This window comes from Streptomyces sp. NPDC046900, from assembly GCF_040644975.1.
Taxonomy (GTDB): Bacteria; Actinomycetota; Actinomycetes; order Streptomycetales; family Streptomycetaceae; genus Streptomyces.
Genome location: NZ_JBEYXD010000023.1, coordinates 1 through 25,971, shown reverse-complemented (window position 1 = coordinate 25,971; position 25,971 = coordinate 1). Strand labels below are relative to the sequence as shown.

Annotated in this window: 23 protein-coding genes and 1 pseudogene; 13 read left to right on the top strand and 11 right to left on the bottom strand. The window is 71.2% G+C overall.

What is annotated here, in order from left to right; genetic code table 11:
- Positions 1-2 precede the first annotated feature (2 nt).
- The 5 genes and pseudogenes from cseB to ABZ904_RS22820 form a co-directional block, all read right to left on the bottom strand.
- Positions 3-707, bottom strand: coding sequence for a two-component system response regulator CseB (gene cseB / locus ABZ904_RS22840; RefSeq protein WP_360997248.1), 705 nt, complete (start codon positions 705-707; stop codon positions 3-5).
- A gap of 9 nt (positions 708-716) precedes the next feature.
- Positions 717-1,349, bottom strand: coding sequence for a hypothetical protein (locus tag ABZ904_RS22835; protein ID WP_360997250.1), 633 nt, complete (start codon positions 1,347-1,349; stop codon positions 717-719).
- An 11-nt stretch (positions 1,350-1,360) separates the two neighbouring features.
- Positions 1,361-1,900: a SigE family RNA polymerase sigma factor gene (locus tag ABZ904_RS22830; RefSeq protein ID WP_360997252.1), complete on the bottom strand. Its 540-nt coding sequence runs from the start codon at positions 1,898-1,900 to the stop codon at positions 1,361-1,363.
- 392 nt (positions 1,901-2,292) lie between these two features.
- Positions 2,293-3,243 (bottom strand): A/G-specific adenine glycosylase, encoded by a 951-nt coding sequence (locus ABZ904_RS22825; RefSeq protein ID WP_361825303.1) that lies wholly within the window; start codon positions 3,241-3,243, stop codon positions 2,293-2,295.
- 653 nt (positions 3,244-3,896) lie between these two features.
- Positions 3,897-5,481: pseudogene (locus ABZ904_RS22820) on the bottom strand (IS200/IS605 family accessory protein TnpB-related protein).
- Between the two features lie 298 nt (positions 5,482-5,779).
- Between ABZ904_RS22820 and ABZ904_RS22815 the strand changes: the two are divergent.
- Positions 5,780-6,586 (top strand): hypothetical protein, encoded by an 807-nt coding sequence (locus ABZ904_RS22815; protein WP_360997256.1) that lies wholly within the window; start codon positions 5,780-5,782, stop codon positions 6,584-6,586.
- 5 nt (positions 6,587-6,591) lie between these two features.
- On the opposite strand, the gene ABZ904_RS22810 is transcribed toward ABZ904_RS22815, so the two are convergent.
- The 3 genes from ABZ904_RS22810 to radA form a co-directional block, all read right to left on the bottom strand.
- Positions 6,592-6,951, bottom strand: coding sequence for a DUF6204 family protein (locus ABZ904_RS22810; RefSeq protein ID WP_359394840.1), 360 nt, complete (start codon positions 6,949-6,951; stop codon positions 6,592-6,594).
- 67 nt (positions 6,952-7,018) lie between these two features.
- Entirely contained in the window at positions 7,019-8,143 is a 1,125-nt protein-coding gene (disA, locus tag ABZ904_RS22805) for a DNA integrity scanning diadenylate cyclase DisA (protein ID WP_359394842.1), read from the bottom strand.
- An 81-nt stretch (positions 8,144-8,224) separates the two neighbouring features.
- Positions 8,225-9,634, bottom strand: coding sequence for a DNA repair protein RadA (gene radA, locus ABZ904_RS22800; protein WP_359394844.1), 1,410 nt, complete (start codon positions 9,632-9,634; stop codon positions 8,225-8,227).
- A 246-nt stretch (positions 9,635-9,880) separates the two neighbouring features.
- Here radA and ABZ904_RS22795 point away from each other — a divergent pair, with 246 nt between their 5' ends.
- Positions 9,881-11,614, top strand: coding sequence for a hypothetical protein (locus ABZ904_RS22795; protein ID WP_360997259.1), 1,734 nt, complete (start codon positions 9,881-9,883; stop codon positions 11,612-11,614).
- A 134-nt stretch (positions 11,615-11,748) separates the two neighbouring features.
- Here ABZ904_RS22795 and ABZ904_RS22790 read toward each other — a convergent pair whose 3' ends face one another.
- Positions 11,749-12,600 carry a hypothetical protein gene (locus ABZ904_RS22790; RefSeq protein ID WP_359394849.1) on the bottom strand — a complete coding sequence of 284 codons (852 nt, stop codon included), beginning with the start codon at positions 12,598-12,600 and terminating at the stop codon, positions 11,749-11,751.
- A 71-nt stretch (positions 12,601-12,671) separates the two neighbouring features.
- Between ABZ904_RS22790 and ABZ904_RS22785 the strand changes: the two genes are divergently transcribed.
- The 4 genes from ABZ904_RS22785 to ilvD all read left to right on the top strand — a co-directional run bounded on the left by ABZ904_RS22785 (position 12,672) and on the right by ilvD (position 17,287).
- A complete protein-coding gene (locus ABZ904_RS22785; protein WP_359394852.1) occupies positions 12,672-13,598 on the top strand; it encodes a Ppx/GppA phosphatase family protein in 927 nt (308 codons plus the stop codon).
- Positions 13,599-13,816: 218 nt separating this feature from the next.
- Positions 13,817-14,641: a sugar phosphate isomerase/epimerase gene (locus ABZ904_RS22780; RefSeq protein ID WP_359394854.1), complete on the top strand. Its 825-nt coding sequence runs from the start codon at positions 13,817-13,819 to the stop codon at positions 14,639-14,641.
- Between the two features lie 16 nt (positions 14,642-14,657).
- Positions 14,658-15,287 carry a TetR family transcriptional regulator gene (locus ABZ904_RS22775; protein ID WP_359394857.1) on the top strand — a complete coding sequence of 210 codons (630 nt, stop codon included), beginning with the start codon at positions 14,658-14,660 and terminating at the stop codon, positions 15,285-15,287.
- Positions 15,288-15,433: 146 nt separating this feature from the next.
- On the top strand, positions 15,434-17,287 hold the full coding sequence (gene ilvD, locus ABZ904_RS22770; protein WP_360997262.1) for a dihydroxy-acid dehydratase: 1,854 nt from the start codon (positions 15,434-15,436) through the stop codon (positions 17,285-17,287).
- A gap of 51 nt (positions 17,288-17,338) precedes the next feature.
- On the opposite strand, the gene ABZ904_RS22765 is transcribed toward ilvD, so the two are convergent.
- Positions 17,339-19,432, bottom strand: coding sequence for a serine/threonine-protein kinase (locus ABZ904_RS22765; RefSeq protein WP_360997264.1), 2,094 nt, complete (start codon positions 19,430-19,432; stop codon positions 17,339-17,341).
- 177 nt (positions 19,433-19,609) lie between these two features.
- On the opposite strand from ABZ904_RS22765, the gene ABZ904_RS22760 reads away from it, so the two are divergent.
- The 7 genes from ABZ904_RS22760 to proC all read left to right on the top strand — a co-directional run bounded on the left by ABZ904_RS22760 (position 19,610) and on the right by proC (position 24,337).
- The gene (locus ABZ904_RS22760) at positions 19,610-19,927 is read left to right on the top strand and encodes an SH3 domain-containing protein (RefSeq protein WP_359394862.1); all 318 of its coding nucleotides are present in this window, start codon (positions 19,610-19,612) and stop codon (positions 19,925-19,927) included.
- A gap of 21 nt (positions 19,928-19,948) precedes the next feature.
- Complete coding sequence (locus ABZ904_RS22755) at positions 19,949-20,290, top strand: SH3 domain-containing protein (protein WP_360997267.1); 342 nt, start codon at positions 19,949-19,951, stop codon at positions 20,288-20,290.
- Between the two features lie 45 nt (positions 20,291-20,335).
- Positions 20,336-20,827, top strand: coding sequence for an EamA/RhaT family transporter (locus tag ABZ904_RS22750; RefSeq protein ID WP_360997269.1), 492 nt, complete (start codon positions 20,336-20,338; stop codon positions 20,825-20,827).
- A gap of 135 nt (positions 20,828-20,962) precedes the next feature.
- A complete protein-coding gene (locus tag ABZ904_RS22745) occupies positions 20,963-21,739 on the top strand; it encodes a class I SAM-dependent methyltransferase (RefSeq protein WP_360997271.1) in 777 nt (258 codons plus the stop codon).
- A gap of 62 nt (positions 21,740-21,801) precedes the next feature.
- Positions 21,802-22,638: an ABC transporter ATP-binding protein gene (locus ABZ904_RS22740; protein WP_360997273.1), complete on the top strand. Its 837-nt coding sequence runs from the start codon at positions 21,802-21,804 to the stop codon at positions 22,636-22,638.
- Entirely contained in the window at positions 22,635-23,408 is a 774-nt protein-coding gene (locus ABZ904_RS22735; RefSeq protein WP_360997275.1) for an ABC transporter permease, read from the top strand. The genes ABZ904_RS22740 and ABZ904_RS22735 overlap by 4 nt, the downstream gene beginning before the upstream one ends.
- A gap of 119 nt (positions 23,409-23,527) precedes the next feature.
- Positions 23,528-24,337 carry a pyrroline-5-carboxylate reductase gene (gene proC / locus ABZ904_RS22730; protein ID WP_360997277.1) on the top strand — a complete coding sequence of 270 codons (810 nt, stop codon included), beginning with the start codon at positions 23,528-23,530 and terminating at the stop codon, positions 24,335-24,337.
- A 44-nt stretch (positions 24,338-24,381) separates the two neighbouring features.
- Here the strand turns inward: proC and trpS are convergent, their stop codons facing one another.
- Positions 24,382-25,377 (bottom strand): tryptophan--tRNA ligase, encoded by a 996-nt coding sequence (gene trpS, locus ABZ904_RS22725; RefSeq protein ID WP_360997279.1) that lies wholly within the window; start codon positions 25,375-25,377, stop codon positions 24,382-24,384.
- Positions 25,378-25,971 lie beyond the last annotated feature (594 nt).

The following is a 25,971-nucleotide window of genomic DNA, read 5'->3' as shown; positions in this document are numbered from 1 at the left end:
GCTCAGGCCTTCAACTTGTAGCCGAAGCCGCGGACCGTCTCGATCCGGTCCTGGCCGATCTTGGTGCGCAGCCGCTGCACATGGACGTCGACGACCCGGGTGTCCCCGCCCCAGCCGTAGTCCCACACGCGTTCCAGCAGCTTGTCGCGCGACAGCACGCTGCCGGGCGCCGAGGAGAACTCCAGCAGGAGCCGCATCTCGGTCGGGGTGAGCGCCACCGTCTGACCCGAGCGCCGGACCTCCATGCCGTCGGTGTCGACCTCCAGGTCGCCGAAGGCGAGCACACCGCCGTCGGCCGACGAGGTGTCCTCGGCCGCCCGGTCGGCACCGCTCGCGTGCCCGAAGCGGCGCAGCACAGCGCGGATGCGGGCGACCAGTACGGCACCGTCGAACGGCTTGGTCACGTAGTCGTCGGCGCCCGCCTCCAGGCCCAGTACGACGTCGATGGAGTCGGCCCGCGCGGACACCATGATCACCGGCACGGTCGACTCGTCACGGATACGGCGGCACAGGCTGACCCCGTCCAGGCCGGGGACCATCACGTCCAGCAGGGCGATGTCGGGACGGCGGGCGCGGAACGCCTCGAGGCCCGACAGGCCGTCGGGCATGGCCGTGACCGCGAAGCCGTCCCGCTCCAGCGCGAGCTGGGTGGCCTCGCGGATGACATCGTCGTCCTCGACGAACAGGACGTGGGTCTGCTCTGCCATCCGGTGCTCTCAGTTTTTGGTCGGGGCGGCCGAGCCGCCGTTGCCCACCGCGTTGCTGTATTCGTTGTGCGTCCGGGACACCTCGGTGAAGTGGTTCGTCCGCCAGTTGTAGGTGATCACTTCCTCGCTGGAGGGGTATGACACCGGGTCGCCCTTCTCGTACATCTGCTGGGTCACCACCAGGTCGCCGCGGTCTATCTCCGCGTAGACCGGCGGTTCCTCCGCCTTGAACACATTCTGGTACCTGTGGTTCTTCATCTGGTACACGTACGACCCCATGCCGACGGCGTCATGGCAGGTCATGACGTTGACCACGATGTCGCTGACGGTCCCGTCGGTCAGATTGCCGTAGGAGACGTCGACCGGGTACTCGTCGGCCACGCAGGGCTTCAGATCCTCCTTGACCGCCCTCGCGACCTTGGGATCGTCCTTCACGAGCTGCACCACGTCCAGTCGTGTGGGCTCCGCGGTGGTCGGCGAGGCCGAGGGCTTCGCGGAGCCCGGGACCACCGAGTCGCTGCGCGCCGGACCCTCGTCCCGCGCTCCGGTGCCGCCGGTGGCGCAGGCGGAGAGGAGAAGCCCGAGGGCGGCGATCGCGGTCACCGCCGCGGTCGCCGCCTTGAGGGCTCCGATGGGCCTCATGGCCCTCGTGCCTAGGCCGCGCAACGCTCCTGCTCCTCACGCTCCAGCGCACGTGCGTCCAGGTCGCGGGCCTCCAGCTCCTCCCGGAGCCGGGCGAGCGCCCGGTGCAGCGTGCTCTTGACCGTACCGGCCGACATGCCGAGGGCGGCGGCCGTCTCCTCCGTGGACATCTGTTCCCAGTGTCGCAGGACGACGACACTGCGCTGCTTCGGAGCGAGAACATTCAGCACGTCCATCAGCAGGGCGCGGTCCGCGTGCTGCTCGGTGGTGTCCTCGACGGGTGCCTCCGGAAGCTGTTCGGTGGGGACCTCCTCGAGCCTGCGGGCCCGCCACCACTCCGTGCGCGTGTTGATCATCACGCGGCGGAGGTAGGCGTCCGCCAGCCGCTTGTCCGCGATACCTTCCCAGCGGCCGTAGGTGCGCACCAGCGCCGTCTGCAGCAGGTCCTGGGCGTCGGTCGGGTCCGGCACCAGCCGGCGGGCGCTGCGCAGCAGCGCGTCCTGCCGGGTGCGGACATACTCCTCGAACTCGAGCACCTCGCCCTGCGCCATTCCAACCGCCTCCGTTCCCCGTTTCCGACCTCTCCTCGGGCTGCGTCCCGCAGCCGGGTGCCGGTTCTCCAAAGCCTGTGCAGATCGTGTGCCGCGGTTTTCCGCGGTACGGACATGAAGCTACTGAGGAGTTGTCACGGGGTTGTCCGAGGCAGCCTGCGGAGAGCCCTCGGCTGTCCGTCGGTTGTGTAACGGATGTAGGAACGGGGTAGGGAGGGAAGGGAGTTGAGGTGGATATGAGGTGATTTGTCCGGGAGGTGGACGGAGAACTTCATGACGGACACCGCGATGGCTGTGACACGGCGAGGCGCGGGCTGTGCGACGGCTGAGCGCCGGAGGTGTGCGCCGGCGTCCGGGCGCGGCCGGTGGCACGCGTCCGGACGCCGGCGGGGTCAGGAGAGCGGGAGGCGGTAGAGGCCGCCGGGCAGGGGTTCCACCAGGCCGTCGGAGACCAGGCCGTCCAGGGCGCGGGCGCGTTGCACCGGCTCTTCCCAGACCCGGTCGAGCACCGACTGCGGAACCGGGGTCATGGCCTCCCGCAGCACGGCCAGCAGCCGGCCCCGCACCTGACGGTCCGTGCCCGCGTACGTCTGACCGCGCCGTGGCGGGCCCTCGTGCTCCGGCTTCCCGGCCGACTGCCAGGCGCACAGGGCGGCGATCGGGCAGCGGTGACAGGACTCGTTCTTCGCGGTGCAGATGAGCGCGCCCAGCTCCATGGAGGCGGCGGCCCAGCGCGACGCCGTGCGCTTGTCCGCGGGCAGCAGCTCACGGGCGAGCTTGCGCTCGGCGGCGGTGGTGGCGTTCGGCGGGTACTGCACACCGGTGACCGCACGGGCCAGGACCCGGCGCACATTGGTGTCCAGGACCGGGTGCCGCTGGCCGTACGCGAAGGAGGCCACGGCCGCGGCCGTGTACTCGCCGATACCGGGCAGCGCCAGCAGCTGGGCGTGCTCGGTGGGTACGTCGCCGCCGTGCCGTTCCGTTATGGCCACGGCGGCGCCGTGCAGACGCAGTGCGCGACGCGGGTAGCCCAGGCGGCCCCAGGCGCGGACGGCCTCGCCGGGAGGCTCCTTGGCCAGGTCGGCCGGGCGCGGCCAGCGGGCGAGCCACTGCTCGTAGACGGGCAGGACGCGGTTGACCGGCGTCTGCTGCAGCATGAACTCACTGACCATCACGCCCCACGGACCGGCCTCCGGGCGCCGCCAGGGGAGATCGCGGGCGTGCTCGTCGAACCAGGCGATGACCGGGCCGTGCAATGCCGTGCCCGGGGCCTGCCCGGTGGGGGCGTCGGAGGTGCCGTCGCTCTGGACGGGGGTGCGAGTGGGGGTGGTGGGTGCAGTCATGACGCGTTCGATCCTGCCATGTGAGAGGGCACAGGGTGGGGGACCGGCTCGGGTCGGAGGGGTGTGTCGGTCCGGGCGGCATCCGGACGGGCGGTGCGCCGGAGCCCGGGCGGGAGGGCGCGGACCACGGCGGACAAAGCGCCGGCGTCCGCCGTCCGGCCGTCTGCCGGGGAGCGTTCGGCGGTCGCCTGTCTGGAGGAGGGGAACGGGGGCGGGCGGACGGCCGCGGTCCTGTCCCATCCGGTCCGGCCGGATTCCGTCCCGCGTGAAGGCGCCTCGGTGGAGCGGGCATCGCAGGATGTGCGCCGGCCGGTGCGACTGCCGAGCCCCCGCCTTGTCCGTGTCCGCGCCGCCGCGGCGCGCGGACGGCTGGCGGGATCCCGGCATCCCGGCGCTCCGGCGCTTTGTCCGACGGCTGCCCGTCGAGCAGGCCTCGACCGGTCGACGGCTTCCGCTCGAGCAGACTCCGGCCGCTCGGCGCTCCGGTGCGCAGGGCGGTGCCGTGGTTCCCGCCGAGGACTTCACCGGGCCGGTGCGCATGGGAGTTTGCCACCGGGCGGGTCCTGCTCGCGCCGCGGCCTCTCGTCGATGGGTCCACGCCACCTGTCGTACGGGCCGGGCGCACGGTGCCCGCCGCAGGTCCTCAACCGTTCCTAGGGACTGAGCGTGAGGTGCACGGGCTCAGTCGGGCGCTCCGGACGGTGTTGGGCGTCCTGGTCTCCCGCGTTCGCGCCGCGTCTGGTCCCAGTGGATCGTGTCCGTGGTCCGGAGATGCGAGGGCGGGTGGGTTCCCTCACGCCCTGGGGTGCCGCGTGCGGCCTGGGCGGTCCGATGCTGCTGTCCATCGCTCCGGTGGGCAGAAGGCGGTGCCGTCCGTCGCCGGATGCGGTGCCCGAGGGCGCGCCTGCCGATCGCGATGCTCGCGGCATCGTGACGGGTGGTCTTGCGGTTCTTGCCGGAAAGGGGCTTGTGCCAGTGCTGGGCGCCCCACCTGCTGGTGTAGGCCGGGTCGACGGCGATGATGGTGATGCCGAGTTCGGCCGCCATGCTGACGAGCCTGGCCCGCAGCTTGGACACGGGCATGCCGGAGATCACCTGCCTGAACCGCTTCTGGCGGCCGTGTTTCTCCCGGGTTTTCTCCGCGCTGAAGTCGAGGTCTTCGATCGCGATCGACAGGCCGTGGCGTTGGGCCCAGTGCAGGAGCCGGATCAGTGCATGCCGTACCTGGGCATCACGATGCATCGCGGTGCCGGATAGGTCGTAGACGAACCGGCGCGGTTGGCCGACCGGATTGCCGTGGGCATCGAGCCGCCACGCAGCCAGATGGTCAGCGTTCGTGTCCACGCCGATCAGACCGCCTGCGCGGGCGTGGGACAGGGGGACGGTCTTGACCGGCGGGATCGTCCAGGAGGCGGTGAGGTACCAGCGGGAGCGGTCCGTGTCGTAGTGGATGCGGTAGGCCACGGACCGGTTCGTGGTGATGCGGTCGGCCCATTCCTCGCGCCGGTGGTGGAAGAGGGCAGCGCCGGTGAGCGTGTACCGGCCATGCGGGGCGTTGGCCAGGTGGGCGAGCGGCGCCGGCAGTTTCAGGGACACCTCGCCCTCGGGCGTGACGCGGATGGTCTCATTGCCGAACCGCTTGCCCGATTCCCCGTCAGCCTGGAGGAACCAGCGCGATGCTTCCCAGCGTTGCCGCCACTGGGCCTGCGTGAGCTGGGCGGCGTGCAGCTGGTGCCGGTTGCGCGCGAGCCGCTTCCCGCCGCGCACCACCCGGACGCGGCCCACGGCGTGGTCGGCCTGCTCGGCACTGAGCCGGTTTTCAAGGACCCGCAGGCGCCGGGACTTGGCGAACCACTCTCGTGCGCTGCGGTAGCCGCCCGGCGCCCGCCACTTTGCCTTCTCGCCGATCGGGAGGGACAGGCGGTGCGCGATCGCTTGCACGCCCGCCTGAAGGCTTTGGATGTGCGCGAGTTGGGCACGCCGCGCAAGCGCCCACTGATCATGCGTGACCTTGGTGATGCTCCCGGCCCAACGCGACGAAGACTCCCCTGTCAGGGCTCGCTTGCGCTGCGCCCACGTATCCGCGGAGTGCTCCAGACCGTCGGCGCACCGGCGTTTGAGGTCCTTCGAGGCCAGCGAGCCCAGATGCGTGCCCACCAGACGCAACACCTGCTCGTCGGCGGCGCTCAGGTGCTTTAGGCGGGTGCGGATCGCCACGCCCGACGGGCCGACGGCCACGAAGCGATCGTGCGCAGCGACCCCTCATACATGGATGTACTCCCTCCCCAACGCTTGATCAGCAACAGGAAGAACGGTACGGGCCGACACTGACAGTGCCCGCCGTGCGACGCGTGCGCGCTGCAACGCCACGACTACATGCTCGTGCACACTCACACACGCTCCTGCACGTCTCAAAACGAACAGTTCCCACCCCCCCCGTGAACGGCACCCGATCTGTGATGATGATCCGGAAAAACCGGGCCCAGAGCGGCGGGTGGGGCAAGGCACGGCGCAGTTCTCTCGTACAGTTTGCGCCGTGGGATCTCTGCGCAATCCGGTCGGGCCGCTTCCCTCCTCCATCTACTGGCGACGGAGGGCCGTACTGCTGTCCATGGTCGCCCTGTTGGCGCTGCTGATCGCGTGGGTGGTGACCGCCGCCGGCGGCGGTGGCGGGAAGAACGGCGCCGACGGCTCGGACGGCAAGCACCCCACCTCCTCGATCACTCCGGGTCCGTCGGGCACCGGGCCTGCGATCAGCCAACACCCGGGCGGGCGCGACGAGTCGAGCGGCGGCGGTTCGGGGTCTTCGCCCGGATCGTCGGGGTCCGGCGGGTCCGGTGACACGGGCAGCGGCTCAGGTGGCGCGGACGGCGCGTCCTCCGGCGGTGGCGACGGCGGGTCCTCCGGCGGTCAGCTGCCGGCCGGTGCCGGGTCCTCGCTGCCCAACTGCACTTCAGGGGCGGTGACGTTGACGCTGAAGTCCGTGCACAACTCGTACGCCCCCGGAGACACGCCCACGTTCGAGCTGATCGCCAAGAATTCGTCCGGTGGCGACTGCAAGGTCGATCTCGGGCCCAAGACCGCGGTGTTGACGATCACGCAGACGGGCAGCGACGACGACATCTGGTCCTCTTCCGACTGCCCGAGCGGTTCCGGCAGCCTGCTGTTCCGCGTGCCGGCCAACAGCCAGACCACCTACACGGTGAAGTGGGACCGCAAGCAGAGCGCGCCCAACTGCGCGACTCCTCCGGCTGGTTCGGCGTCGGTGGGTACCTACCTGGTCGAGGCGCAGGCCCCCGGCTTCCCGAAGGTCCAGACGTCGTTCGTGCTGTCGCAGGACTGAGCCGGTCAGGAGGACGACTCCGCGATCGCCCGGCGCCGGCGCTTGCCGAGCGGCGCCTGGGAGAGGTCCTCGGCCTTGGAGCGGAGGTTCTTGTAGCCGTAGCCATGGTCGTCGAGCCAGGCCTTCGCGGCATCCTCGGCACGCTCCGTGGCCTCCAGGATGTCCTCCTCGGCCTCACCGGAGTCCAGGAAGCGGAAGGTGAACGCGGTGCGGGCGGCGAGGTCGTAGCTGAGATGGCCCTCCGGGGTGAAGGCCGCGCGCAGCACGTCGTGCTCCGCGGCCCGGGCCAGTAGCTCGGCGCGCTGTCCGTCGTCGAGGCCGTCGAAGACGCCACGGACCGTGATGCGGAAGGTGCGGATGCTCATCCCTCGAACGTAGACGCGAGGAGAGGCATCTCTCCACGGGATTTTCCGCGCTCGGTACGGCCGACGGCTAGACGTAGCGCTCAAGGATGGAGGACTCCGCGAGCCGCGACAGCCCTTCCCGCACACTGCGGGCCCGGGCCTCGCCGACGCCGTCCACCGTCTGGAGGTCGTCCACGCTGGCCGCGAGCAGCTTCTGCAGACCGCCGAAGTGGTCGACCAGGCGGTCGATGATGGCGCCTGGCAGCCGGGGAACCTTCGCCAGCAGCCGGAAGCCGCGCGGGGACACCGCCGAGTCGAGGTTCTCAGGGGAGCCGGTGTAGCCCAAGGCGCGGGCCACCGTGGGAAGTTCGAGGAGCTCGAGGTGGCTCAGCGCATCCAGTTCGGACAGGGCCTCGTCGACCGTGCGGGAGCGCTTCGCGGTCGGCTCGGGCACGTAGTCGCGCACCACCAGTTCCCGCTCGGGCTCCACGCCCGCGATCAACTCGTCCAGCTGCAGGGCGAGCAGACGACCGTCCGTGCCCAGTTCGACCACGTATTCCGCGATTTCGGTGGCAATACGGCGGACCATCTCGAGTCGCTGGGACACCGCCGAGACGTCCCGGACCGTCACCAGGTCCTCGATCTCCAGCGCGGAGAGCGTGCCCGCCACCTCGTCCAGGCGGAGCTTGTACCGCTCCAGGGTGGCCAGGGCCTGGTTGGCGCGGGACAGGATCGCCGCGGAGTCCTCCAGGACCCGGCGCTGTCCGTCGACGTACAGCGCGATCAGACGCATCGACTGCGAGACGGAGACCACCGGGAAACCGACCTGCTTGCTCACCCGGTCCGCCGTCCGGTGGCGTGTGCCCGTCTCCTCCGTCGGGATCGTGGGGTCCGGGACCAGCTGCACGCCGGCCCGCAGGATCTTCGACAGGTCCGAGGAGAGAACGAGGGCGCCGTCCAGCTTGCAGAGCTCACGCAGCCGCGTCGCCGTGAACTCGACATCCAGGACGAAACCACCCGTGCACATCGTCTCGACGGTCTTGTCGGAGCCGAGCACGATGAGACCGCCGGTGTTGCCGCGCAGGACGCGCTCGAGGCCGTCGCGCAGGGGCGTGCCGGGTGCCACGGCGCTCAATGAGGCGCGCATCAGGCCATCGGCGCCGGAACTCCCACCGTACTTTCCGGGAGCTGCTGCCCGGTCGTTGGCTGCCACTGCACTCCTCCGGTCGCAGGTTCTTGGGCGCTCCCGTGTCGCACAGTCGGTTCGTACGGACGGGCAAGACCAGGGCAAAGTCTACCGGCGGTCCTCGTCGTCCCGTGGGGCCTCTCGGTGACGGGAGCGTGGGAGGACCCGTAGGGCGTCCCCTATGTCCGCCACTTCCAGCACCTTCATCCCGGACGGGACCTTGCCCGGGTCGGTCGGTACGAGCGCGTGCGTGAAGCCCAGACGGTGCGCCTCGGCCAGCCGGCGCTGAACGCCCGTGACCCTTCTGACCTCGCCCGCGAGCCCCACTTCGCCGATCGCCACCAGGTTCTTCGGGAGCGGGGTGTCGCTCGCGGCGCTCGCCAGCGCCAGCGCGACCGCCAGGTCGGCGGCCGGCTCCGACAGCTTCACTCCGCCGACGGTCGCGGAGTAGATGTCCCGTTTGCCCAGGGCGCTGATCCGGCCGCGCTGCTCCAGGACGGCGAGCATCATCGAGACCCGAGAGGTCTCCAGCCCCGACGTGGTGCGGCGGGGGGAGGGGATCTGCGAGTCCACGGTGAGCGCCTGGACCTCGGCCACCAGGGGACGGCGGCCCTCCAGGGTCACGGTCAGGCAGGTGCCGGGCACCGGCTCGGCACGGCGGGTCAGGAACAGGCCGCTCGGGTCGGCGAGACCCGTGATGCCCTCGTCGTGCAGCTCGAAGCAGCCGACCTCGTCCGTCGCGCCGTAGCGGTTCTTGACCCCGCGTACCAGACGCAGGCGCGCGTGCCGGTCGCCCTCGAAGTGCAGGACGACGTCCACGAGGTGCTCGAGCAGGCGCGGGCCCGCGATCGCGCCGTCCTTGGTGACATGGCCCACGAGGAGGGTCGACATGCCGCGCTCCTTGGAGGCGCGGATGAGTGCCCCGGCGACCTCCCGCACCTGTGCCATGCCGCCGGGCGCACCGTCGATCTCGGGGGAGGCGACGGTCTGCACGGAGTCGAGGACGAGGAGTGAGGGCTTGACCGCGTCCAAGTGGCCCAGGACGGCCGCGAGATCGGTCTCCGCGGCGAGGTAGAGATGATCGTCGATGGCCCCGATGCGGTCGGCGCGCAGCCGCACCTGGCTCGCCGACTCCTCGCCCGTCACATACAGCGTGCGGTGTTCGTCACTCGCCGCCTTGGCCGCGACGTCCAGCAGGAGCGTCGACTTGCCGACGCCGGGTTCCCCGGCGAGCAGCACCACCGCGCCGGGGACCAGCCCGCCGCCGAGGACGCGGTCCAGCTCGGCGACGCCGGTGGAGCGGGCGGTGGCCTGGCGTCCGTCGACCTGCCCGATGGGCAGGGCGGAACTCGTCACCCGGCCCGGCGTCGTGGTCCGCACCGCGGGCGCGCCGTACTCCTCGATCGTCCCCCAGGCCTGACACTCGGGGCAGCGGCCGAGCCACTTGGCCGTCTGCCAGCCGCACTCGGTGCAGCGGTAGGACGGCCGGTCCTTGGTGGTCTTCGTACGGGCAGCCATGGACGAAACCGTAGCGGGGCCCACTGACACGGGGGCACACACCCAGGGCAGGAGGAGCCCCCCGAGGGCGCGCGGGCCGCGCGCGTCACGTCCGTCCCTGCGCCGCCGCGGCCGACGGCGCACCCGGACCGGCCAGGGAGTGCGCCGTTCCCGCCCCCCTTATGAGGGATCGTTTCACCCGTACGGAGTAAAAGTCCGCAAGGGGGCAGAAGGCGCCATGGATGGGCGCCTACGGTCGCACAGGTGATGAGCAGCAGGCCGGAGACGTCCCCACACGCCAGCGGCGCACACCCGGCGCGAAGGAACGCGCGCAATCGGGGCAGGGTGCCTCGCGGCGCGCACCTCAGCACCACGGCGCAGCAGCCGCCCACGAGGTACGACCCCTACCTGGACGGCCTGTTCACCTACTGCCTGTCCGTGCTGTGCGACCACGACGAGGCGACCGCAGCCCTGGCGGACGCCCTGGTGCTCGCCGAGCGCCGTGGCTCGCGCGGCTCTCAGGCCCCCGGCGGCCGCCGCGCCTGGCTGTACGCCCTCGCCCGCTGGTCCTGTCTGCGCCGGCTCGCCGAGGCCAGGCGCCGCCGTCAACCCGGCGGCCATGCCGCCGGGCGGGACCGGGGCCCCCGCGCGCACAAGGAAGCCGCCGACCGGCGCGCCGCCGAGGCGGCCGCCGCCGTGCCCCTTTCCGAGGAGACCCAGGAGGAGCGCCGCCGGGAGCTCGCCCGGCTCGCCTGGCCGGAGGCAGCCGGCACCACCCCCGAGCAGCGCGAGGCGCTCGAGCTCGCGGTGCGCCACCAGCTCTCCGCCTCCGAGGTCGCCGCGGTGCTGGGCATGGAGCCCGCCGCCGCCCGTGAGCTCCTCGCCTCCGCCGCCTGTGAGGTCGAGCGCACCCGCGCCGCCCTCGCCGTCGTGGAGACCGGCGTGTGCCCGAGCGTCGCCCGTCTCACCGGCGACCACCAGCTGGTCCTGAGCGCCACACTGCGCCGCGAGCTCGTCCGGCACGTCGACGACTGCCCCCGGTGCCGCCGTGCCGCGGAGCGCGCGGTTCCCGGCAACTGGCCCGGCACCAGCGTCACTCCCGCCGAACTCCCCGTTCTCGAGGTGCCCCGCAAGGTTCTGCAGAGCGCGATGGCGCACGCCGCACCCACCCGCGGCGGCGTCCCCCGCTTCGACCGCCGGGGTTTCCCGGTGGACCCGAAGGACCACGCCGCCCGCAGGGACCGTCTGCGCGCGCGTGCGGTCACCACGACGGTGGTCGCCGCCGTGATCGCGGCCCCGGTCCTCGCCCTGTGGGCCGCCTACCGAGGTCCCCTGGCCGGCGACAGCGCCGAGGGACCCAGCGCCACCGCACGCGAGGCGCACGGCTCCGAGACGCTCGGCGGCGACGGCGCCGGCGGCTACGAGAACGCGGGCAACGCCAGTGCGAAGCCCGGCGGGCACTTCGGCAAGGACGGCCGCTCGCCTGACGTCTCCGTCGAGGTCATCGGTGTGAAGACCGGGAACCCGGGGTCGGGACACCTGGGGGTGGTGGCCCGCAACGACGGCACCACGACCCTCATCACGCTCACCGCGTCGGGAGACGGACCGGTCCACTGGTCGGTGTCCACCCGGGCCTCCTGGCTCTACATGAACCAGTCCTCGGGGACGCTCGCACCCGGAGAATCGTTCACGGTGCGGGTGTACGTCGACCACCTCCGCGAACCGTCGGGCTCCTGGCACGCGAGCGTGGCGGTGGCTCCCGCGGGCGCGGTCGTCACCATCGACGGACACGGGGCGGTGCGCCCGACGGAACCGCACCCCACCCCTGACCAGTCCGGCCCGTCCGACCCCGCGCCGAGCGGTTCGCCCTCGGCCGACCCGGACCCCACACCCAGCGACCCGACTCCGACCGACCCGCCGTCCACGAGCGGGCCTCCCTCCGACCCGCCGTCGCCGACCCCGACGCTCACCGACAGCTTCACCGCGAGCCCGTCCCCGTAGGTACCCGTCGATCCGGGCCGGCACGGGTCCACGGTCGGCGGCGAACGGGACGCGGAGGGGCGGGACGAGCCGCAGCTCGGCCCGCCGGATCAGCAGGGTCCGATGCCCAGTGCGCCGGATGCGCGGGGGCCGGGCTAGGGGAGCGCCGGATCAGCGGGGTGCGGTGCCACCAGCGGGAGCTGCGAGGCCAGGCGCTGCTCGCACAGCTCCGCCAGGCGGTCGTACCCCGCCTTGCCCATCAGCTCGGTCAGCTCGGCCCGGTACGAGAGGTACACCGGCTCGCCCGCGCCGTGCGCCGACGTGGCCGACGTGCACCACCAGTGCAGGTCGTGGCCGCCCGGCCCCCAGCCACGGCGGTCGTACTCACCGATGGACACCTGCAGCACCCGGGTGTCGTCGGGCCGGTCGATCCAGTCGAAGGTCCGCCGGATCGGCAGCTGCCAGCAGACGTCGGGTTTGGTCTCCAGCGGCTCGCGGCCCTCCCGCAGCGCCAGGATGTGCAGCGAGCAGCCGGCGCCGCCCGGGAATCCGGGCCGGTTCTGGAAGATGCAGGAGCCCTGGTAGGGGCGGGTCTGCCGGGAGCCCTCGTCGTCCTCCGCGACCCAGCCGGTTTCCATGCCCACGTCATGGTTCTGCCAGATCTCCGGCGTGAGTCGTGCCACATGCCCGGCCACCCGCTTCTCGTCGTCCTCGTCCGAGAAGTGCGCTCCCAGCGTGCAGCACCCGTCGTCCGCGCGGCCCGCCTGGATGCCCTGGCAGCCGCTTCCGAAGATGCAGCTCCAGCGCGAGGTCAGCCAGGTCAGATCGCACCGGAATACCTGCTCGTCGTCGGCCGGATCCGGGAACTCCACCCACGCGCGCGCGAAGTCGAGCCCCTTCTCGTCGTTCGCCTTCGGGGCCTTCCTGGGCGCGGGCGCCTTCGCCTGCGAGGAATCCTTCGACCCCTTGGAGGATTTGTCGGACTTCGCCTTTTTCGTCTTTGGCACGCATCCAGGGTAAGTGGCCCCGGACCTCATCCGGGACTGAGCACCGTCGTCCTGGCAGTAGCGTTCCGTACATGAGACTCGGTGTCCTCGATGTGGGTTCGAACACGGTGCATCTGCTGGTGGTGGATGCGCACCCCGGCGCGCGTCCACTTCCCGCGCATTCGCACAAGGCGGAGCTGCGGCTCGCCGAACTCCTCGACGGCAGCGGCGCCATCGGCGCCCACGGGGTCGACAAGCTGATCGCCGTCGTACGGGACGCCCTCGAGGCGGCCGAGGACAAGGGAGTCGAGGACCTGCTGCCGTTCGCCACCTCCGCGGTGCGCGAGGCGACCAACGCGGACGACGTCCTGGCCCGGGTGAAGGAGGCCACCGGCGTCGAGCTCCAGGTGCTGACCGGCGCGGAGGAGGCACGGCTGACCTTCCTCGCGGCCCGCCGCTGGTTCGGCTGGTCGGCGGGCAAGCTGCTCGTCCTGGACATCGGCGGCGGCTCGCTGGAGATCGCCTACGGCATCGACGAGGAACCCGACGCCGCGGTGTCGCTGCCGCTCGGCGCCGGCCGGCTCACCGCGGGCTGGCTGCCGGGCGATCCGCCGGACCCGGCCGACGTGAAGGCGCTGCGCCGCCATGTCCGCGCGCAGATCGCCCGCACCGTCGGCGAGTTCAGCCGTTTCGGGGCGCCCGACCACGTGGTCGCCACGTCCAAGACCTTCAGGCAGCTCGCCCGCATCGCCGGGGCGGCGCGGTCCGCGGAGGGGCTGTACGTGCAGCGCGATCTGAAACGGCAGTCCCTGGAGGCGTGGGTGCCGCGGCTCTCCGGGATGACGGCCGTGGAGCGCTCGACTCTGCCGGGCGTCTCCGACGGCCGTGCGGGCCAGCTCCTCGCCGGGGCGCTGGTCGCGGAGGGCGCGATGGACCTGTTCGGGGTGGAGACCCTGGAGATCTGCCCGTGGGCGCTGCGCGAGGGCGTCATCCTGCGGCGCCTCGACCACATGCCCTAGGTGCGCGCAGGCGAGCGGTGACGGCGGAAGAGATCCCGCCATCCCCCTCGTCAGCGCCGTGCGGCAGCCCGGTCCACGGGTGCCGCGAGGGCCCGGGCGGAGCGGGCACCGGGCCGGCTGCGCGGCGGCGGCGACTTCCGGCCGCTGTGCCGCTTCCCACACCCCGCGCCCCGCTTCCCGCCCTCCATGTCAATGCGGCGCCCCGTACCCTGTCCCTCGTGGCAGAACCAGCGGTGCGCATCCCGGATGCGAAGGTCGCGCTGTCGACGGCCTCCGTCTATCCGGAGTCGACGGCAACGGCCTTCGAGATCGCAGCGCGCCTCGGTTACGACGGGGTCGAGGTCATGGTGTGGACCGATCCGGTCAGCCAGGACATCGAGGCGCTGCGCCGGCTCAGCGACTACCACCGGGTCCCCGTTCTCGCCATCCACGCCCCCTGTCTGCTCATCACCCAGCGCGTCTGGTCCACCGATCCCTGGGTCAAGCTGCAGCGGGCCCGCGCGGCCGCCGAGAAGCTCGGCGCCGGCACCGTCGTGGTCCACCCGCCCTTCCGGTGGCAGCGTCAGTACGCCCGCGACTTCGTCGACGGCGTATGGCGCATGGCGGACGAGACGGATGTGCGGTTCGCCGTCGAGAACATGTACCCGTGGCGCTACCGGGACCGCGAGATGCTCGCGTACGCCCCCGACTGGGACGTCACGCGCCACGACTACCGCCATTTCACGATAGATCTCAGCCACACCGCGACGGCTCGTACGGACGCCCTGCAGATGCTCGACCGCATGGGCGACCGCCTCGGCCACGTCCACCTCGCCGACGGCAACGGCTCCAACAAGGACGAGCACCTCGTCCCCGGCCGCGGCGTCCAGCCGTGCGCCGAGGTGCTCGAGCGGCTCGCGCTCACCGGCTTCGACGGGTACGTCGTCATCGAGGTCAACACCCGCCGCGCCATGTCGGGTGCCGAGCGCGAGGCCGACCTCGCGGAGGCTCTCGCCTTCACCCGGCTGCACCTCGCGTCGGCCGTGAAGGTGTCCCGCGGGTGAGTGGGATGCTGTGCCCATGACCAGGGCGACCGGAACGGGTCCCGTCCGTCGCGGCCGGGGACGGCCCAGCCGTACGGAGACGGCGGCGGCCCCCGCCACCCGCGACAGCATCCTGGAGGCGGCCCGCGAGGAGTTCTCCGAGCGCGGCTACGAGAAGACGTCGGTGCGCGGCATCGCCAAGGCCGCCGGTGTGGACTCCGCGCTGGTGCACCACTACTTCGGCACCAAGGAACAGGTCTTCGAGGCCGCCATCGAGGTGGCCTTCGCCCCCGCGATGAGCGCGCCGGACGCGATCGCCCAGGGGCCCGAGGAGGGCGTCGGCGAGCGCCTGACCCGGTTCGTCCTCGGCATCTGGGAGAACCCCACGACCCGTACGCCGCTGCTGGCGATCCTCCGGTCCGCCGTGAACAACGAGTCCGCGGCCGCCGTCTTCCGCCGCCTGGTGGCCACGCAGCTGCTGCGCCGCGTCGCCGGCCAGCTGGACATGCCGGAGCCCGAGCTGCGCGCCGAGCTGGCAGCCGCCCAGCTCGTCGGGGTGGCGATGCTGCGCTACGTGGTCAAGGTGGAGCCGCTGGCCTCGGCGGACCTGGAACAGCTCGTGGCGCGGCTGGCCCCCGTGGTGCAGGGGCACCTGACCAACCCCTGAAGGGGGCCCGGCGCGCCCCGGGCGAAGGGCCGGGCGGGCCGGTTCGACCGAGACGCGCGTCCCGGGATCCGGACAGTTGTGTCCGGTCCTTGGAGCACCGGCGTAGGCTCGAGGGAAGTCATGACTCTCCGAAGGAGCGAGCGACGATGCCCGAGCTGAGGTCCCGCACAGTCACCCACGGCCGCAACATGGCGGGCGCCCGCGCCCTCATGCGTGCCTCAGGTGTACCCGGTGCGGACATCGGACGGAAGCCGATCATCGCCGTCGCCAACTCCTTCACGGAGTTCGTGCCGGGACACACCCACCTCCAGCCGGTCGGCCGGATCGTCAGCGAGGCGATCACGGAGGCGGGCGGCATCCCCCGCGAGTTCAACACGATCGCCGTCGACGACGGCATCGCGATGGGGCACGGCGGCATGCTCTACAGCCTGCCCTCCCGCGACCTGATCGCGGACAGCGTGGAGTACATGGTCGAGGCGCACTGCGCCGACGCCCTGGTCTGCATCTCCAACTGCGACAAGATCACCCCGGGCATGCTGATGGCCGCCCTGCGCCTGAACATCCCGACGGTCTTCGTCTCCGGCGGACCGATGGAGTCCGGCCGCGCCACCCTGGTCGACGGCACGGTCCGCACGCTCGACCTGGTCGACGCGATCTCCGACGCCGTGAACGACAAGATCTCGGACGAGGACATCCTTCGCATCGAGGAGAACGCCTGCCCGACCTGCGGCTCCTGTTCCGGCATGTTCACGGCCAACTCGATGAACTGCCTGACCGAGGCGATCGGCCTCTCCCTCCCCGGCAACGGCTCGGTGCTGGCCACCCACACGGCCCGCCGTGCGCTGTACGAGGACGCGGCCCGTACGGTCATGGATCTCACCCGCCGTTACTACGGGCAGGACGACGAGACGGTCCTGCCCCGCTCCATCGCCACCTTCCCGGCCTTCGAGAACGCGATGGCACTCGACATCGCGATGGGTGGCTCCACCAACACGATCCTGCACCTGCTGGCGGCGGCCCAGGAGGCGGGCGTCCCCTTCGGGCTGGCGGAGATCGACCAGGTGTCGCGCCGCGTCCCGTGCCTGGCGAAGGTCGCCCCGAACGTCGCCAAGGACCGTACGTACTACATGGAGGACGTGCACCGCGCCGGCGGCATCCCGGCCCTCCTCGGCGAACTGCACCGCGCGGGCCTGCTGAACGAGGACGTCCACGCCGTCCACAGCCCGTCCCTGGCCGACTGGCTCAAGACCTGGGACGTCCGCGGCGGCTCGCCCTCGCAGGAGGCCGTGGAGCTGTGGCACGCGGCCCCGGGCTGTGTGCGCTCGGCCGAGGCCTTCTCCCAGTCCGAGCGCTGGGCGTCGCTGGACGAGGACGCGGAGAGCGGGTGCATCCGCTCCGCCGAGCACGCGTACTCCAAGGACGGCGGTCTGGCCGTCCTCAAGGGCAACCTGGCCGTGGACGGCTGCGTGGTGAAGACGGCGGGCGTCGACGCGTCCATCTGGACGTTCGAGGGGCCCGCGGTCGTCTGCGAGTCGCAGGAGGAGGCCGTCCAGAAGATCCTGACCCAGGAGATCAAGGAGGGCGACGTCGTCGTCATCCGGTACGAGGGTCCCAAGGGCGGCCCCGGCATGCAGGAGATGCTCTACCCGACCTCGTACCTCAAGGGCCGGGGCCTCGGGAAGAGCTGCGCCCTGGTCACGGACGGCCGTTTCTCCGGCGGCACGTCGGGCCTGTCCATCGGCCACGCGTCCCCGGAGGCGGCCTCGGGCGGCACCATCGCGCTGGTCCAGGACGGCGACCGGATCCGGATCGACATCCCGGACCGCACGATCGAGCTCCTGGTCTCCGACGAGGAACTGGCCGCCCGCCGCGAGGCCCTGAACGGCGTGTACGCCCCGGCCAACCGCGACCGCAAGGTCTCGGCGGCCCTGCGCGCCTACGCCGCGATGGCGACGAGCGCCGACAAGGGCGCGGTGCGCGACGTCAGCAAGCTGGGCTGAGGCTCCGCCGACAGCACTGGGCCGTCCCTGTGGGGGCGGCCCTTTCGCCTGTCACCAACTCGACGGGTCGTGCCCGTCCACGGCGAAGACGGTGCCGTCGGGGGCGGAGGCGTAGACGTGGCCGTTGAGGAGGAGGGGCTCCGGGAGCGCGGCCGCGACGTGCTCCGCGCGCGTGCCGAGGCGCGGCCGGGTCTGGCCGATGAGACCTCCCTTGTCGGCGTCGAAGGCGAGCAGCCGTCCGTCGGCCGCGGTGAAGTAGACGTGACCGCCGTCCGCGACCGGCGCCGAGCCGCGCGTCACCGACGTCTCGACGTGCCAGAGCAGCTTTCCCGCGACCATGTCGACGGCTTCCAGTGAGCCACCGGCGGCCAGGAGGTACACGACGTGGCCGTGCACGGTGGCGTGGGCGCGCTCAAGCGGTACCGGCAGTGCCACTCTCCGCGTCGAAGCAGAGCCAGGGGTGTAGCGGACCACGGCCGTCGTGCGTTCGTAGACCTGGTCGACGGAGAGGAAGAAGACGGACCCGCCCGCGGTGCCGAACGGTTTCAGCACACCCTTTAGCCGCGCGTCCCACCGCACATCACCCGTGTGCGGATCCACTGCGGTGACGTGCGTGCTCGATCCGTCGTCAGATGCGCTCGCCGCGTACGCCAGCGGGTTGCCTGCGAACGAGGTGAAGTACGGCATGCCCTGGCCCGGGATGGCGTGACTCCACTCCGTCTTGCCCGTGGCGCTGTTCACGCCGGTGACCGTCCCGTCGGCACCGGTGAGCAGCAGCATGTCTCCCGCCTGACGCGGTGCGTCGTACCCGGACGAGGCCCGCTGCCAACGCGTCCTGCCCGACGCGGGGTCGAGTGCCTGCAGAGCGCCGCGCTGGTCGGTCAGAGGCTGAACGAGACCGCCCGACACGAGCGGCGGCCCGCTCCTGATCGTCCTTGCGACCGCGTGCCGCCAGAGCTGGGTGCCGTCGGACGGATCGAGGGCGAAGATCAGCCCCGGCTGTCCGCAGAACAACTTGCCCGCACTGTGGGAGCACTGCGCAGCGTTCCCGTCCTCGGACACGGGCGTCGTCTCCCAGGCGCGGAACGCGTCCCCCGTGGTCCGGGGCGTGTCACCCGTCGGCGTAGTGGCGGGCCCCCCTTGGGACAGGACCGAAAGGAGCACGCCGCCCATGGCCAGGACGAGCGCCGCACCGGCGAACACCACACGCCTGCGCGGGCGCTTCCCAGGCGGAGCCTCCGGCTTCTCGACGCCGGGTTGCGGCGCCGGCGCATCGACGGTCCGCTGTCCCGGTATGAACGCCCGGGTGTCGTACGACGCCGCCACCGACCGCAGCTCGCGCATCAGTTCGTCCGGTGTGGGCCGGTCGTCGGGCTCCTTGGCGAGGCAGCGCAGCACCAGCGGCACGAGATCCTCCGGCACCCCGGCCAGGTCGGGCTCGTCGTGCACCACCTGGTAGGCGACGACATACGGGCTGTCCGAGTCGAACGGCCCGCGCCCGGTCGCCGCGTGCACCATCACGGACCCGAGGGCGAAGATGTCGGCGGCCGGCCCGACCTCTCTCGGACGCCGGAACTGCTCGGGCGCCATGAAGGGCGGCGTTCCGATCAACTTCCCGGTCTCGGTCCGCAGTTCGCTGTCCTTCGGCCGGGAGATACCGAAGTCGATGACCTTCGGCCCGTCCTCGGCGAGCAGGACGTTGCTCGGCTTCAGGTCCCGGTGCACGACCCCGACGCGGTGGATGTCGCGCAGCGCCTCCGCGAGACCGGCCATCATCCGGCGCAACTGGGACGGCGCCATGGGCCCGTTCTGCTTCACCTGGTCGGACAGGGTCGGACCGGGAATGAACAAAGTGGCCATCCAGGGCCGTTCGGCCTCCGGGTCCGCGTCGACCACGGGCGCGGTGAAGGCACCGCTCACCCTTCGGGCGGCGGCCACCTCCTGCCGGAAACGGCCCCTGAACTCGGGATCCTTGGCGAACGCGGCGTGCACGACCTTCACCGCGAGCTTCAGCCCCGAGGCGCTCCTGGCCAGATGTACGACACCCATGCCGCCCGAGCCCAGGCATGACTCCAGCCGGTACTGGCCGGCGTACTCGGGACGTTCCGCTTCCGCGCCCCCTCCGGTGTTCTGCTGTGGCGCCATGGACCACCCCCGTGCTGTTCGTCCGCGCGCGATTTGGGAGCCTAGTCGATGAAACTTACGAGACCGAGGCGGCTTGCCAGCCTCCTCATGCCGGTCGCCGAAGTGCGTTTCAGTACGTGACTGGAGGGAATCAACGGGTCCCCATGACACTCATGGGGCCAACGGGGGAGGTTTTTCATGACAGTTGACCGTGCCGAAGAAGCCGGGGGCGACGGCGTGGCGGAGGCCGTGGCGACGGCCGCCGCCCTGCACTACTACTCGGTGGCACCGGGCGTCCGGCTGAATGTCCGTAGTGGTCCCGGGACCGGCTACAGCATCGTCCGGGTCCTGCCCGAGGGCGCCAAGGTCGCGATCTTCTGCCAGACGCCGGGTACCAAGGTCACCGGCCCGTACGGCACCAGCGCCATCTGGGACAACATCGACGACGGCGAGTACGTCGCGGACGCGTATGTGAACACGGGCAGCGACGGGTACGTCACCTCGCGCTGCGGCTGATCCCATCAAGGAGAGACAGTCATGACATCCAGGAAGCGCAGATCCGTCCTTCTGGCCGGATCAGCCGCCGGAGCACTTCTCATGGTGCTGGGCTCGTCGGTGAGCGCATCGGCAGCTCCGAACTACTCGGTGGCACCGGGCGTCCGGCTGAATGTCCGTAGTGGTCCCGGCACCAGTTACAGCATCGTCCAGGTACTGCCCGAGGGGGTCAGCGTCCCGATCTTCTGCCAGACGCCGGGGTCGACCGTGACGGGTTATTACGGCACGAGCAACATCTGGGACAACATCGGCAACGGTGAGTACGTGTCCGACACCTATGTGCATACGGGGAGCGACGGATACGTCACGTCACGCTGCGCATGACGACGGCGGCGGGGACCCCTGGCCGTCCGGAGTGATAATCGACCCGTGAGCGACGCGAACGGCACTCCGGGCACCCCCACGGGTCCCCGCCCCGAACCCCTCCGCTTCTTCGGCACGGCATGGGTGGACCACGACGGCGGATACGCGGGACGCCGCGTCGGCGTGGCCGTCGGCTCGCTCGTGGCCGCCGCCGCCTCCTGCCTGGTGCTGCGCTTCGCCTACCAGGGCCTGGAGGTCGCCAACGTCGGCAAGGGGGTGACCCTGCTGGTCGTGGTGATGTTCGCGGTGTGCAGCGCGATGGCCTTCAACCACACCTGGGGGAGCTTCACCAAGCGCCCCGACCCGGAGCGGCAGGCATCGCTCCGGGGCCTTCTGGCGATCGGCTTCGTCGGCTCGCTGCTCGCGTACTTCTTCCGCTCGCTGCGCGAGGCACCCGGTGAGAAGCTCCACCGCGAGGACTACGAAGAGGCCCGCGCCGCCTACGAGAAGCGCACGACCCGGCGTTCGGGCAACCCGGCCCGCAAACGCCGCCCCTGACCGGGCCGCCCCGCGGCACCGCCGGTCGGCCGTGGGCCGGGACCGGCTCCCTTCCCCGGCCTCGCCGGCCCCCACCGTCCCTCGGCCCGGCAAACCCGCTGTCCCCCGGCGTCCGGCCCCCGCCACCATGGGCGTATGAACGCGTCGTTGCGCTCCACCCGCGCCCACTCCTTCAACGCCGCCGCGGCCCAGTACGCCGCGAACCGCCCGTCCTACCCGCCCGCCCTCTTCGACGCCCTGGAAGAACTCGCGGGCCGCCCGCTCGCCGGCGCCCGAGTGGCGGACATCGGCGCCGGCACCGGGATCGCCACCGCCCTTCTCAAGTCCCGTGGGGCCCAGGTTCTCGCGGTGGAGCCCGGCGAGGGCATGGCGGCCCAGTTCCGCCGCAGCGTCCCCGGCGTCCCCGTCCTCCGCGGCGACGGCAACGCCCTGCCCCTCGCCACCGCCTCCACCGACTTCCTCACCTACGCCCAGGCCTGGCACTGGACCGACCCCGCCCGTTCGGTCCCGGAAGCACTGCGGGTGCTGCGCCCCGGCGGCGCCCTCGCGCTGTGGTGGAACATGGACGCGCAGGACGTTCCGTGGATCGCCGCACAGGCCGACCGCATCAAGCGGCACTTCGGCGCCGAGCACGCCTCCAAGTCCGGCGCGGGAGGCACCCGTACCGAAGTGGCCTTCGCAGGCGCACCCGACGTCCCGGCCCACACTCGTCGAGTCGTCCGCTGGAGCCGCACGGTCTCCGTGGACACCCACCTCGCCAACGTCGGCAGCCACTCGATCTTCCTCGTCCTCGGTGAGGAGGATGCGCGTGCCTTCTTCGCCGAGGAGCGACAGCACCTCCTCGAGGTCTCTCCGGACGGCCTGGTCGAGGAGGTCTACGACGTCGAGTTGATCGTGGCGACGCGACCGTAGGCGCCATGGCGGCCCGGCCCCACCGGCTTGACGGCCGGTCCGTCGCGCGCCATATTCATCACATGATGAATATCAGTCGGACGCATCCGCCCGGCCTTCCGGAGCAGGGGCCCGCCGCCCCCGCCATCCGAGCCGCAGACCTCACCGCCGTACGCGGCCCCCGCACGGTCCTGCGGGGTCTCGACTTCACCGTCCCCAGCGGCCGCATCACCGGACTGCTCGGTCCCTCCGGGTGCGGCAAGTCGACCCTCATGCGCGCGATCGTCGGCACCCAGGCCAAGGTGAGCGGCACCCTCGAAGTCCTCGGGCGCCCCGCCGGCGACGCCTCCCTGCGCTCCCGCATCGGCTACGTCACCCAGGCGCCCTCCGTCTACGACGACCTCACGATCCGCCAGAACCTCGAGTACTTCGCCGCGATCCTCGACCCCGGCCGCGCGGCCGCCGACCGCCGGCACGAGGACGTCACCCGGGCCATAGCCGACGTCGACCTCACCACGCACGCCGACGCTCTCGCCGGCAACCTGTCCGGCGGCCAGCGCAGCCGCGTCTCCCTCGCGGTCGCCCTGCTCGGCACCCCCGAACTCCTGGTCCTGGACGAACCGACCGTCGGCCTCGACCCCGTTCTGCGCCGCGACCTGTGGGCCCTCTTCCACACCATCGCGGCGGACCGCGGCGCCACGCTCCTCGTCTCGTCCCATGTCATGGACGAGGCCGAGCGCTGCCACCGCCTCCTGCTGATGCGCGAGGGCGAGATCCTCGCCGAGGACACACCCGAGGCCCTGCGCACCCGTACGGGTACGGAGACGGTCGAGGAGGCCTTCCTGCACCTGGTGGACGAGGCAGCGGCCGGGAACAAGGCCGGAGAACCGAAGAACACCGCCGAGGAGACGGTCCGATGACCACGACGACCCCGCACGCCACCACGAGCCCTCTGACCCTCTCCCGCACCACGGCGACGGCCGTACGCGTCCTGCGCCAACTCCGCCACGACCCGCGCACGATCGCGCTGATGATCGTCATCCCGTGCGTGATGCTGCTCCTGCTGCGCTACGTCTTCGACGGCAGCCCGCGCACGTTCGACTCGATCGGCGCCTCGCTGCTCGGCATCTTCCCGCTGATCACGATGTTCCTGGTGACGTCGATCGCGACCCTGCGCGAACGCACCTCCGGCACCCTGGAGCGCCTCCTCGCGATGCCGCTCGGCAAGGGTGACCTGATCGCGGGCTACGCTCTCGCCTTCGGCACTCTGGCGATCATCCAGTCGGCCCTCGCGACCGGTCTCGCGGTCTGGTTCCTGGGCCTCGACGTCACCGGCTCCCCCTGGCTGCTGCTTCTGGTGGCCCTCCTCGACGCCCTGCTCGGCACGGCGCTCGGTCTGTTCGTCTCGGCCTTCGCGGCCTCGGAGTTCCAGGCGGTCCAGTTCATGCCCGCGGTGATCTTCCCGCAGCTCCTCCTCTGCGGACTGTTCACCCCTCGCTCCGACATGCACCCGGTCCTGGAGGCCATCTCCGACGTCCTTCCCATGTCGTACGCGGTGGACGGCATGAACGAGGTCCTCAAGCACACGGACATGACGGCGACGTTCGTACGGGACGCACTGGTCGTGGCGGGCTGCGCCCTCCTGGTCCTGGGGCTGGGGGCGGCGACGCTACGGCGCAGGACGGCCTGACGCGGTCGCGAGCCGCACCGGAAAGGCCATCCCGCCCACCGGACAAGGAACCCCCCGCACGCACCCCCGGTGCGAGGATGAATCCGGACGACGCAAACCCTCCGGAGGGCACCCGCACCATGAGCCAGAAAGTCGCAGTCCTCGGCACCGGAAAGATCGGCGAAGCCCTGCTCAGCGGAATGATCCGGGCCGGCTGGGCTCCCGCCGATCTCCTGGTCACCGCCCGCCGCCGGGAACGGGCCGAGGAACTCCGCACCCGTCACGGCGTCACCCCGGTCACCAACGCCGAGGCAGCGAAGACCGCGGACACGCTCATCCTCACGGTCAAGCCCCAGGACATGGGCACGCTCCTCGACGAGCTCGCCTCGCACATCCCGGCCGACCGCCTGGTCATCAGTGGCGCCGCCGGCATTCCCACCTCGTTCTTCGAGGCCCGGCTCGCCGCCGGCACCCCGGTCGTCCGCGTCATGACGAACACCCCCGCCCTCGTCGACGAGGCCATGTCCGTCATCTCCGCCGGCAACCACGCCACCGAGGCCCACCTCGCCCACACGGAGGAGATCTTCGGCGCCGTCGGCAAGACGCTGCGCGTCCCCGAGTCCCAGCAGGACGCCTGCACCGCCCTCTCCGGCTCCGGTCCGGCGTACTTCTTCTATTTGGTCGAGGCCATGACCGACGCCGGCATCCTGCTCGGACTGCCCCGCGACAAGGCCCATGAACTGATCGTCCAGTCCGCGATCGGCGCTGCGGTGATGCTCCGCGACAGTGGCGAGCACCCCGTGAAGCTCCGCGAGAACGTCACCTCGCCCGCGGGTACGACCATCAATGCGATCCGGGAACTGGAGAACCACGGGGTGCGTGCCGCGCTCATCGCCGCACTGGAAGCCGCCCGTGACCGCAGCCGCGAACTGGCGTCCGGCAACAACTGACCTTCGTGCCCACCGCCGGGCGTCCGGCGGTGGGCACGGGACCTTCAGGCGGGCAGCAGACCGATCGCGCGGTACGCCGCGTCCACCCGAGGAGCGGCCATCTCTCTGGCCCGCTCCGCTCCGGCCCGCAGCACCTCGTCCACCTGACCGGGATCCGCGCACAACGCCCGGTGCCGCTCCTGAACCGGCCGCAGCAGTTCGACCACGGCCTCCGCGGTGTCCTTCTTCAGGGCGCCGTAGGTGTCATAGGCACCGCTCAGCTCCTCGGGGCTCCGCCCCTCGCACGCGGCCAGGATCTCCAGCAGGTTCGACACACCCGGCCGCGCCTCCCGGTCGTAGACGACGTCCGACCCGCTGTCGGTCACGGCCCGCATGACCTTCTTCCGCACCACGTCCGGTTCGTCGAGCAGATAGACGATGCCCGGCCCGGAGTCGTCGGACTTCCCCATCTTCGACGTCGGTTCCTGAAGGTTCATGACCCGGGTCGCGACCTCGGGATGGGTCGCCCGGGGCACCACGAACGTATGCCCGTACCGCTGGTTGAACCGCAGCGCCAGATCCCGGCTCAGCTCCACGTGCTGCGTCTGGTCGTCCCCCACGGGCACCTCGTCGGTCCCGTACGCCAGGATGTCCGCCGCCATCAGCACCGGATACGTCAGCAGCGACAGCCGCACGCTCCCGCCTCGCTCGCGCTCACGGGCGGCCTTTTCCTTGTACTGGATCATCCGCCGCATCTCGCCGTCCGTGGCGACGCACTCGAGCACATACGAGAGCCGGGTGTGGGCGTCCACATGACTCTGTACGAACACCGTGCACAGCCCCGGATCGAGCCCCGCGGCCAGCAGCAGCGTCGCCGCCTGCCGTGTGAGCCTGCGTACCCGCGCCGGATCGTGGTCCACGGTCAGGGCGTGCAGGTCGACCACGCAGAACAGCGCGTCGGCCTGGTGCTGGTCCACCTCGGCCCACCGCCGCATGGCTCCGAGATAGTTCCCCAGCGTCAGGTGCCCGGTCGGCTTGATCCCGCTGAATACCCGTGTCATCTCTCCACCTGTAGGTCAGGGCCGCCTGTCCGGCCGGCCGCCCCTCCGGAGGGAGATACAAGAACGGCCGCCGAGGCGGCGGCCGTTGTACGCATACGTGAGTCGGCCGCCGTCAGGCGGCCCACCACTGCTGGTTGCACGTACGCGAAGTCATGAGAAGAGAGTACGCCTCCTCCGGTCCCGCGGGAGCAAGTTGACACGCCCGTGCCCCATGCGTAGTGTTCTCCGGGTTGTCCGACGTGAGCGCCGACCACGGTCGGTCCCCGGACAGCCATTCCGCAGGTACCCACCGATACTCGGCGCTGCTTTGCCGTGTATATAGGCGCGCGTATTTTTCGGAATGAGGAATCCGCGTTCGAGCTTTTGCGAGGACGCAGGCCCCCGATTAGCTCGGACGGCAGGAATCCGCTAAAGTCTCACTCGTCGGAACGGCCCAACGGCCGGGAAGACAACCCGCTCCGGCCGGGAATCGGATCGAGAAAAAGATCTGATAGAGTCGGAAACACCGAAGGGAAGCGCCCGGAGGAAAGCCCGAGAGGGTGAGTACGAAGGAAGCGTCCGTTCCTTGAGAACTCAACAGCGTGCCAAAAGTCA

Coding starts and splice junctions, on each gene's coding strand:
- ABZ904_RS22825 (WP_361825303.1), bottom strand. CDS start 3,243: ATGACTGCACCCACCACCCCCACTCGCACCCCCGTCCAGAGCGACGGC.
- ABZ904_RS22795 (WP_360997259.1), top strand. CDS start 9,881: ATGAGCAGCAGGCCGGAGACGTCCCCACACGCCAGCGGCGCACACCCG.
- ABZ904_RS22740 (WP_360997273.1), top strand. CDS start 21,802: ATGATGAATATCAGTCGGACGCATCCGCCCGGCCTTCCGGAGCAGGGG.
- ABZ904_RS22735 (WP_360997275.1), top strand. CDS start 22,635: ATGACCACGACGACCCCGCACGCCACCACGAGCCCTCTGACCCTCTCC.
- trpS (WP_360997279.1), bottom strand. CDS start 25,377: ATGACACGGGTATTCAGCGGGATCAAGCCGACCGGGCACCTGACGCTG.
- radA (WP_359394844.1), bottom strand. CDS start 9,634: ATGGCTGCCCGTACGAAGACCACCAAGGACCGGCCGTCCTACCGCTGC.
- ABZ904_RS22755 (WP_360997267.1), top strand. CDS start 19,949: ATGACATCCAGGAAGCGCAGATCCGTCCTTCTGGCCGGATCAGCCGCC.
- ABZ904_RS22765 (WP_360997264.1), bottom strand. CDS start 19,432: ATGGCGCCACAGCAGAACACCGGAGGGGGCGCGGAAGCGGAACGTCCC.
- cseB (WP_360997248.1), bottom strand. CDS start 707: ATGGCAGAGCAGACCCACGTCCTGTTCGTCGAGGACGACGATGTCATC.
- ilvD (WP_360997262.1), top strand. CDS start 15,434: ATGCCCGAGCTGAGGTCCCGCACAGTCACCCACGGCCGCAACATGGCG.
- ABZ904_RS22775 (WP_359394857.1), top strand. CDS start 14,658: ATGACCAGGGCGACCGGAACGGGTCCCGTCCGTCGCGGCCGGGGACGG.
- proC (WP_360997277.1), top strand. CDS start 23,528: ATGAGCCAGAAAGTCGCAGTCCTCGGCACCGGAAAGATCGGCGAAGCC.
- ABZ904_RS22760 (WP_359394862.1), top strand. CDS start 19,610: ATGACAGTTGACCGTGCCGAAGAAGCCGGGGGCGACGGCGTGGCGGAG.
- ABZ904_RS22745 (WP_360997271.1), top strand. CDS start 20,963: ATGAACGCGTCGTTGCGCTCCACCCGCGCCCACTCCTTCAACGCCGCC.
- ABZ904_RS22810 (WP_359394840.1), bottom strand. CDS start 6,951: ATGAGCATCCGCACCTTCCGCATCACGGTCCGTGGCGTCTTCGACGGC.
- ABZ904_RS22830 (WP_360997252.1), bottom strand. CDS start 1,900: ATGGCGCAGGGCGAGGTGCTCGAGTTCGAGGAGTATGTCCGCACCCGG.
- ABZ904_RS22835 (WP_360997250.1), bottom strand. CDS start 1,349: ATGAGGCCCATCGGAGCCCTCAAGGCGGCGACCGCGGCGGTGACCGCG.
- ABZ904_RS22785 (WP_359394852.1), top strand. CDS start 12,672: ATGAGACTCGGTGTCCTCGATGTGGGTTCGAACACGGTGCATCTGCTG.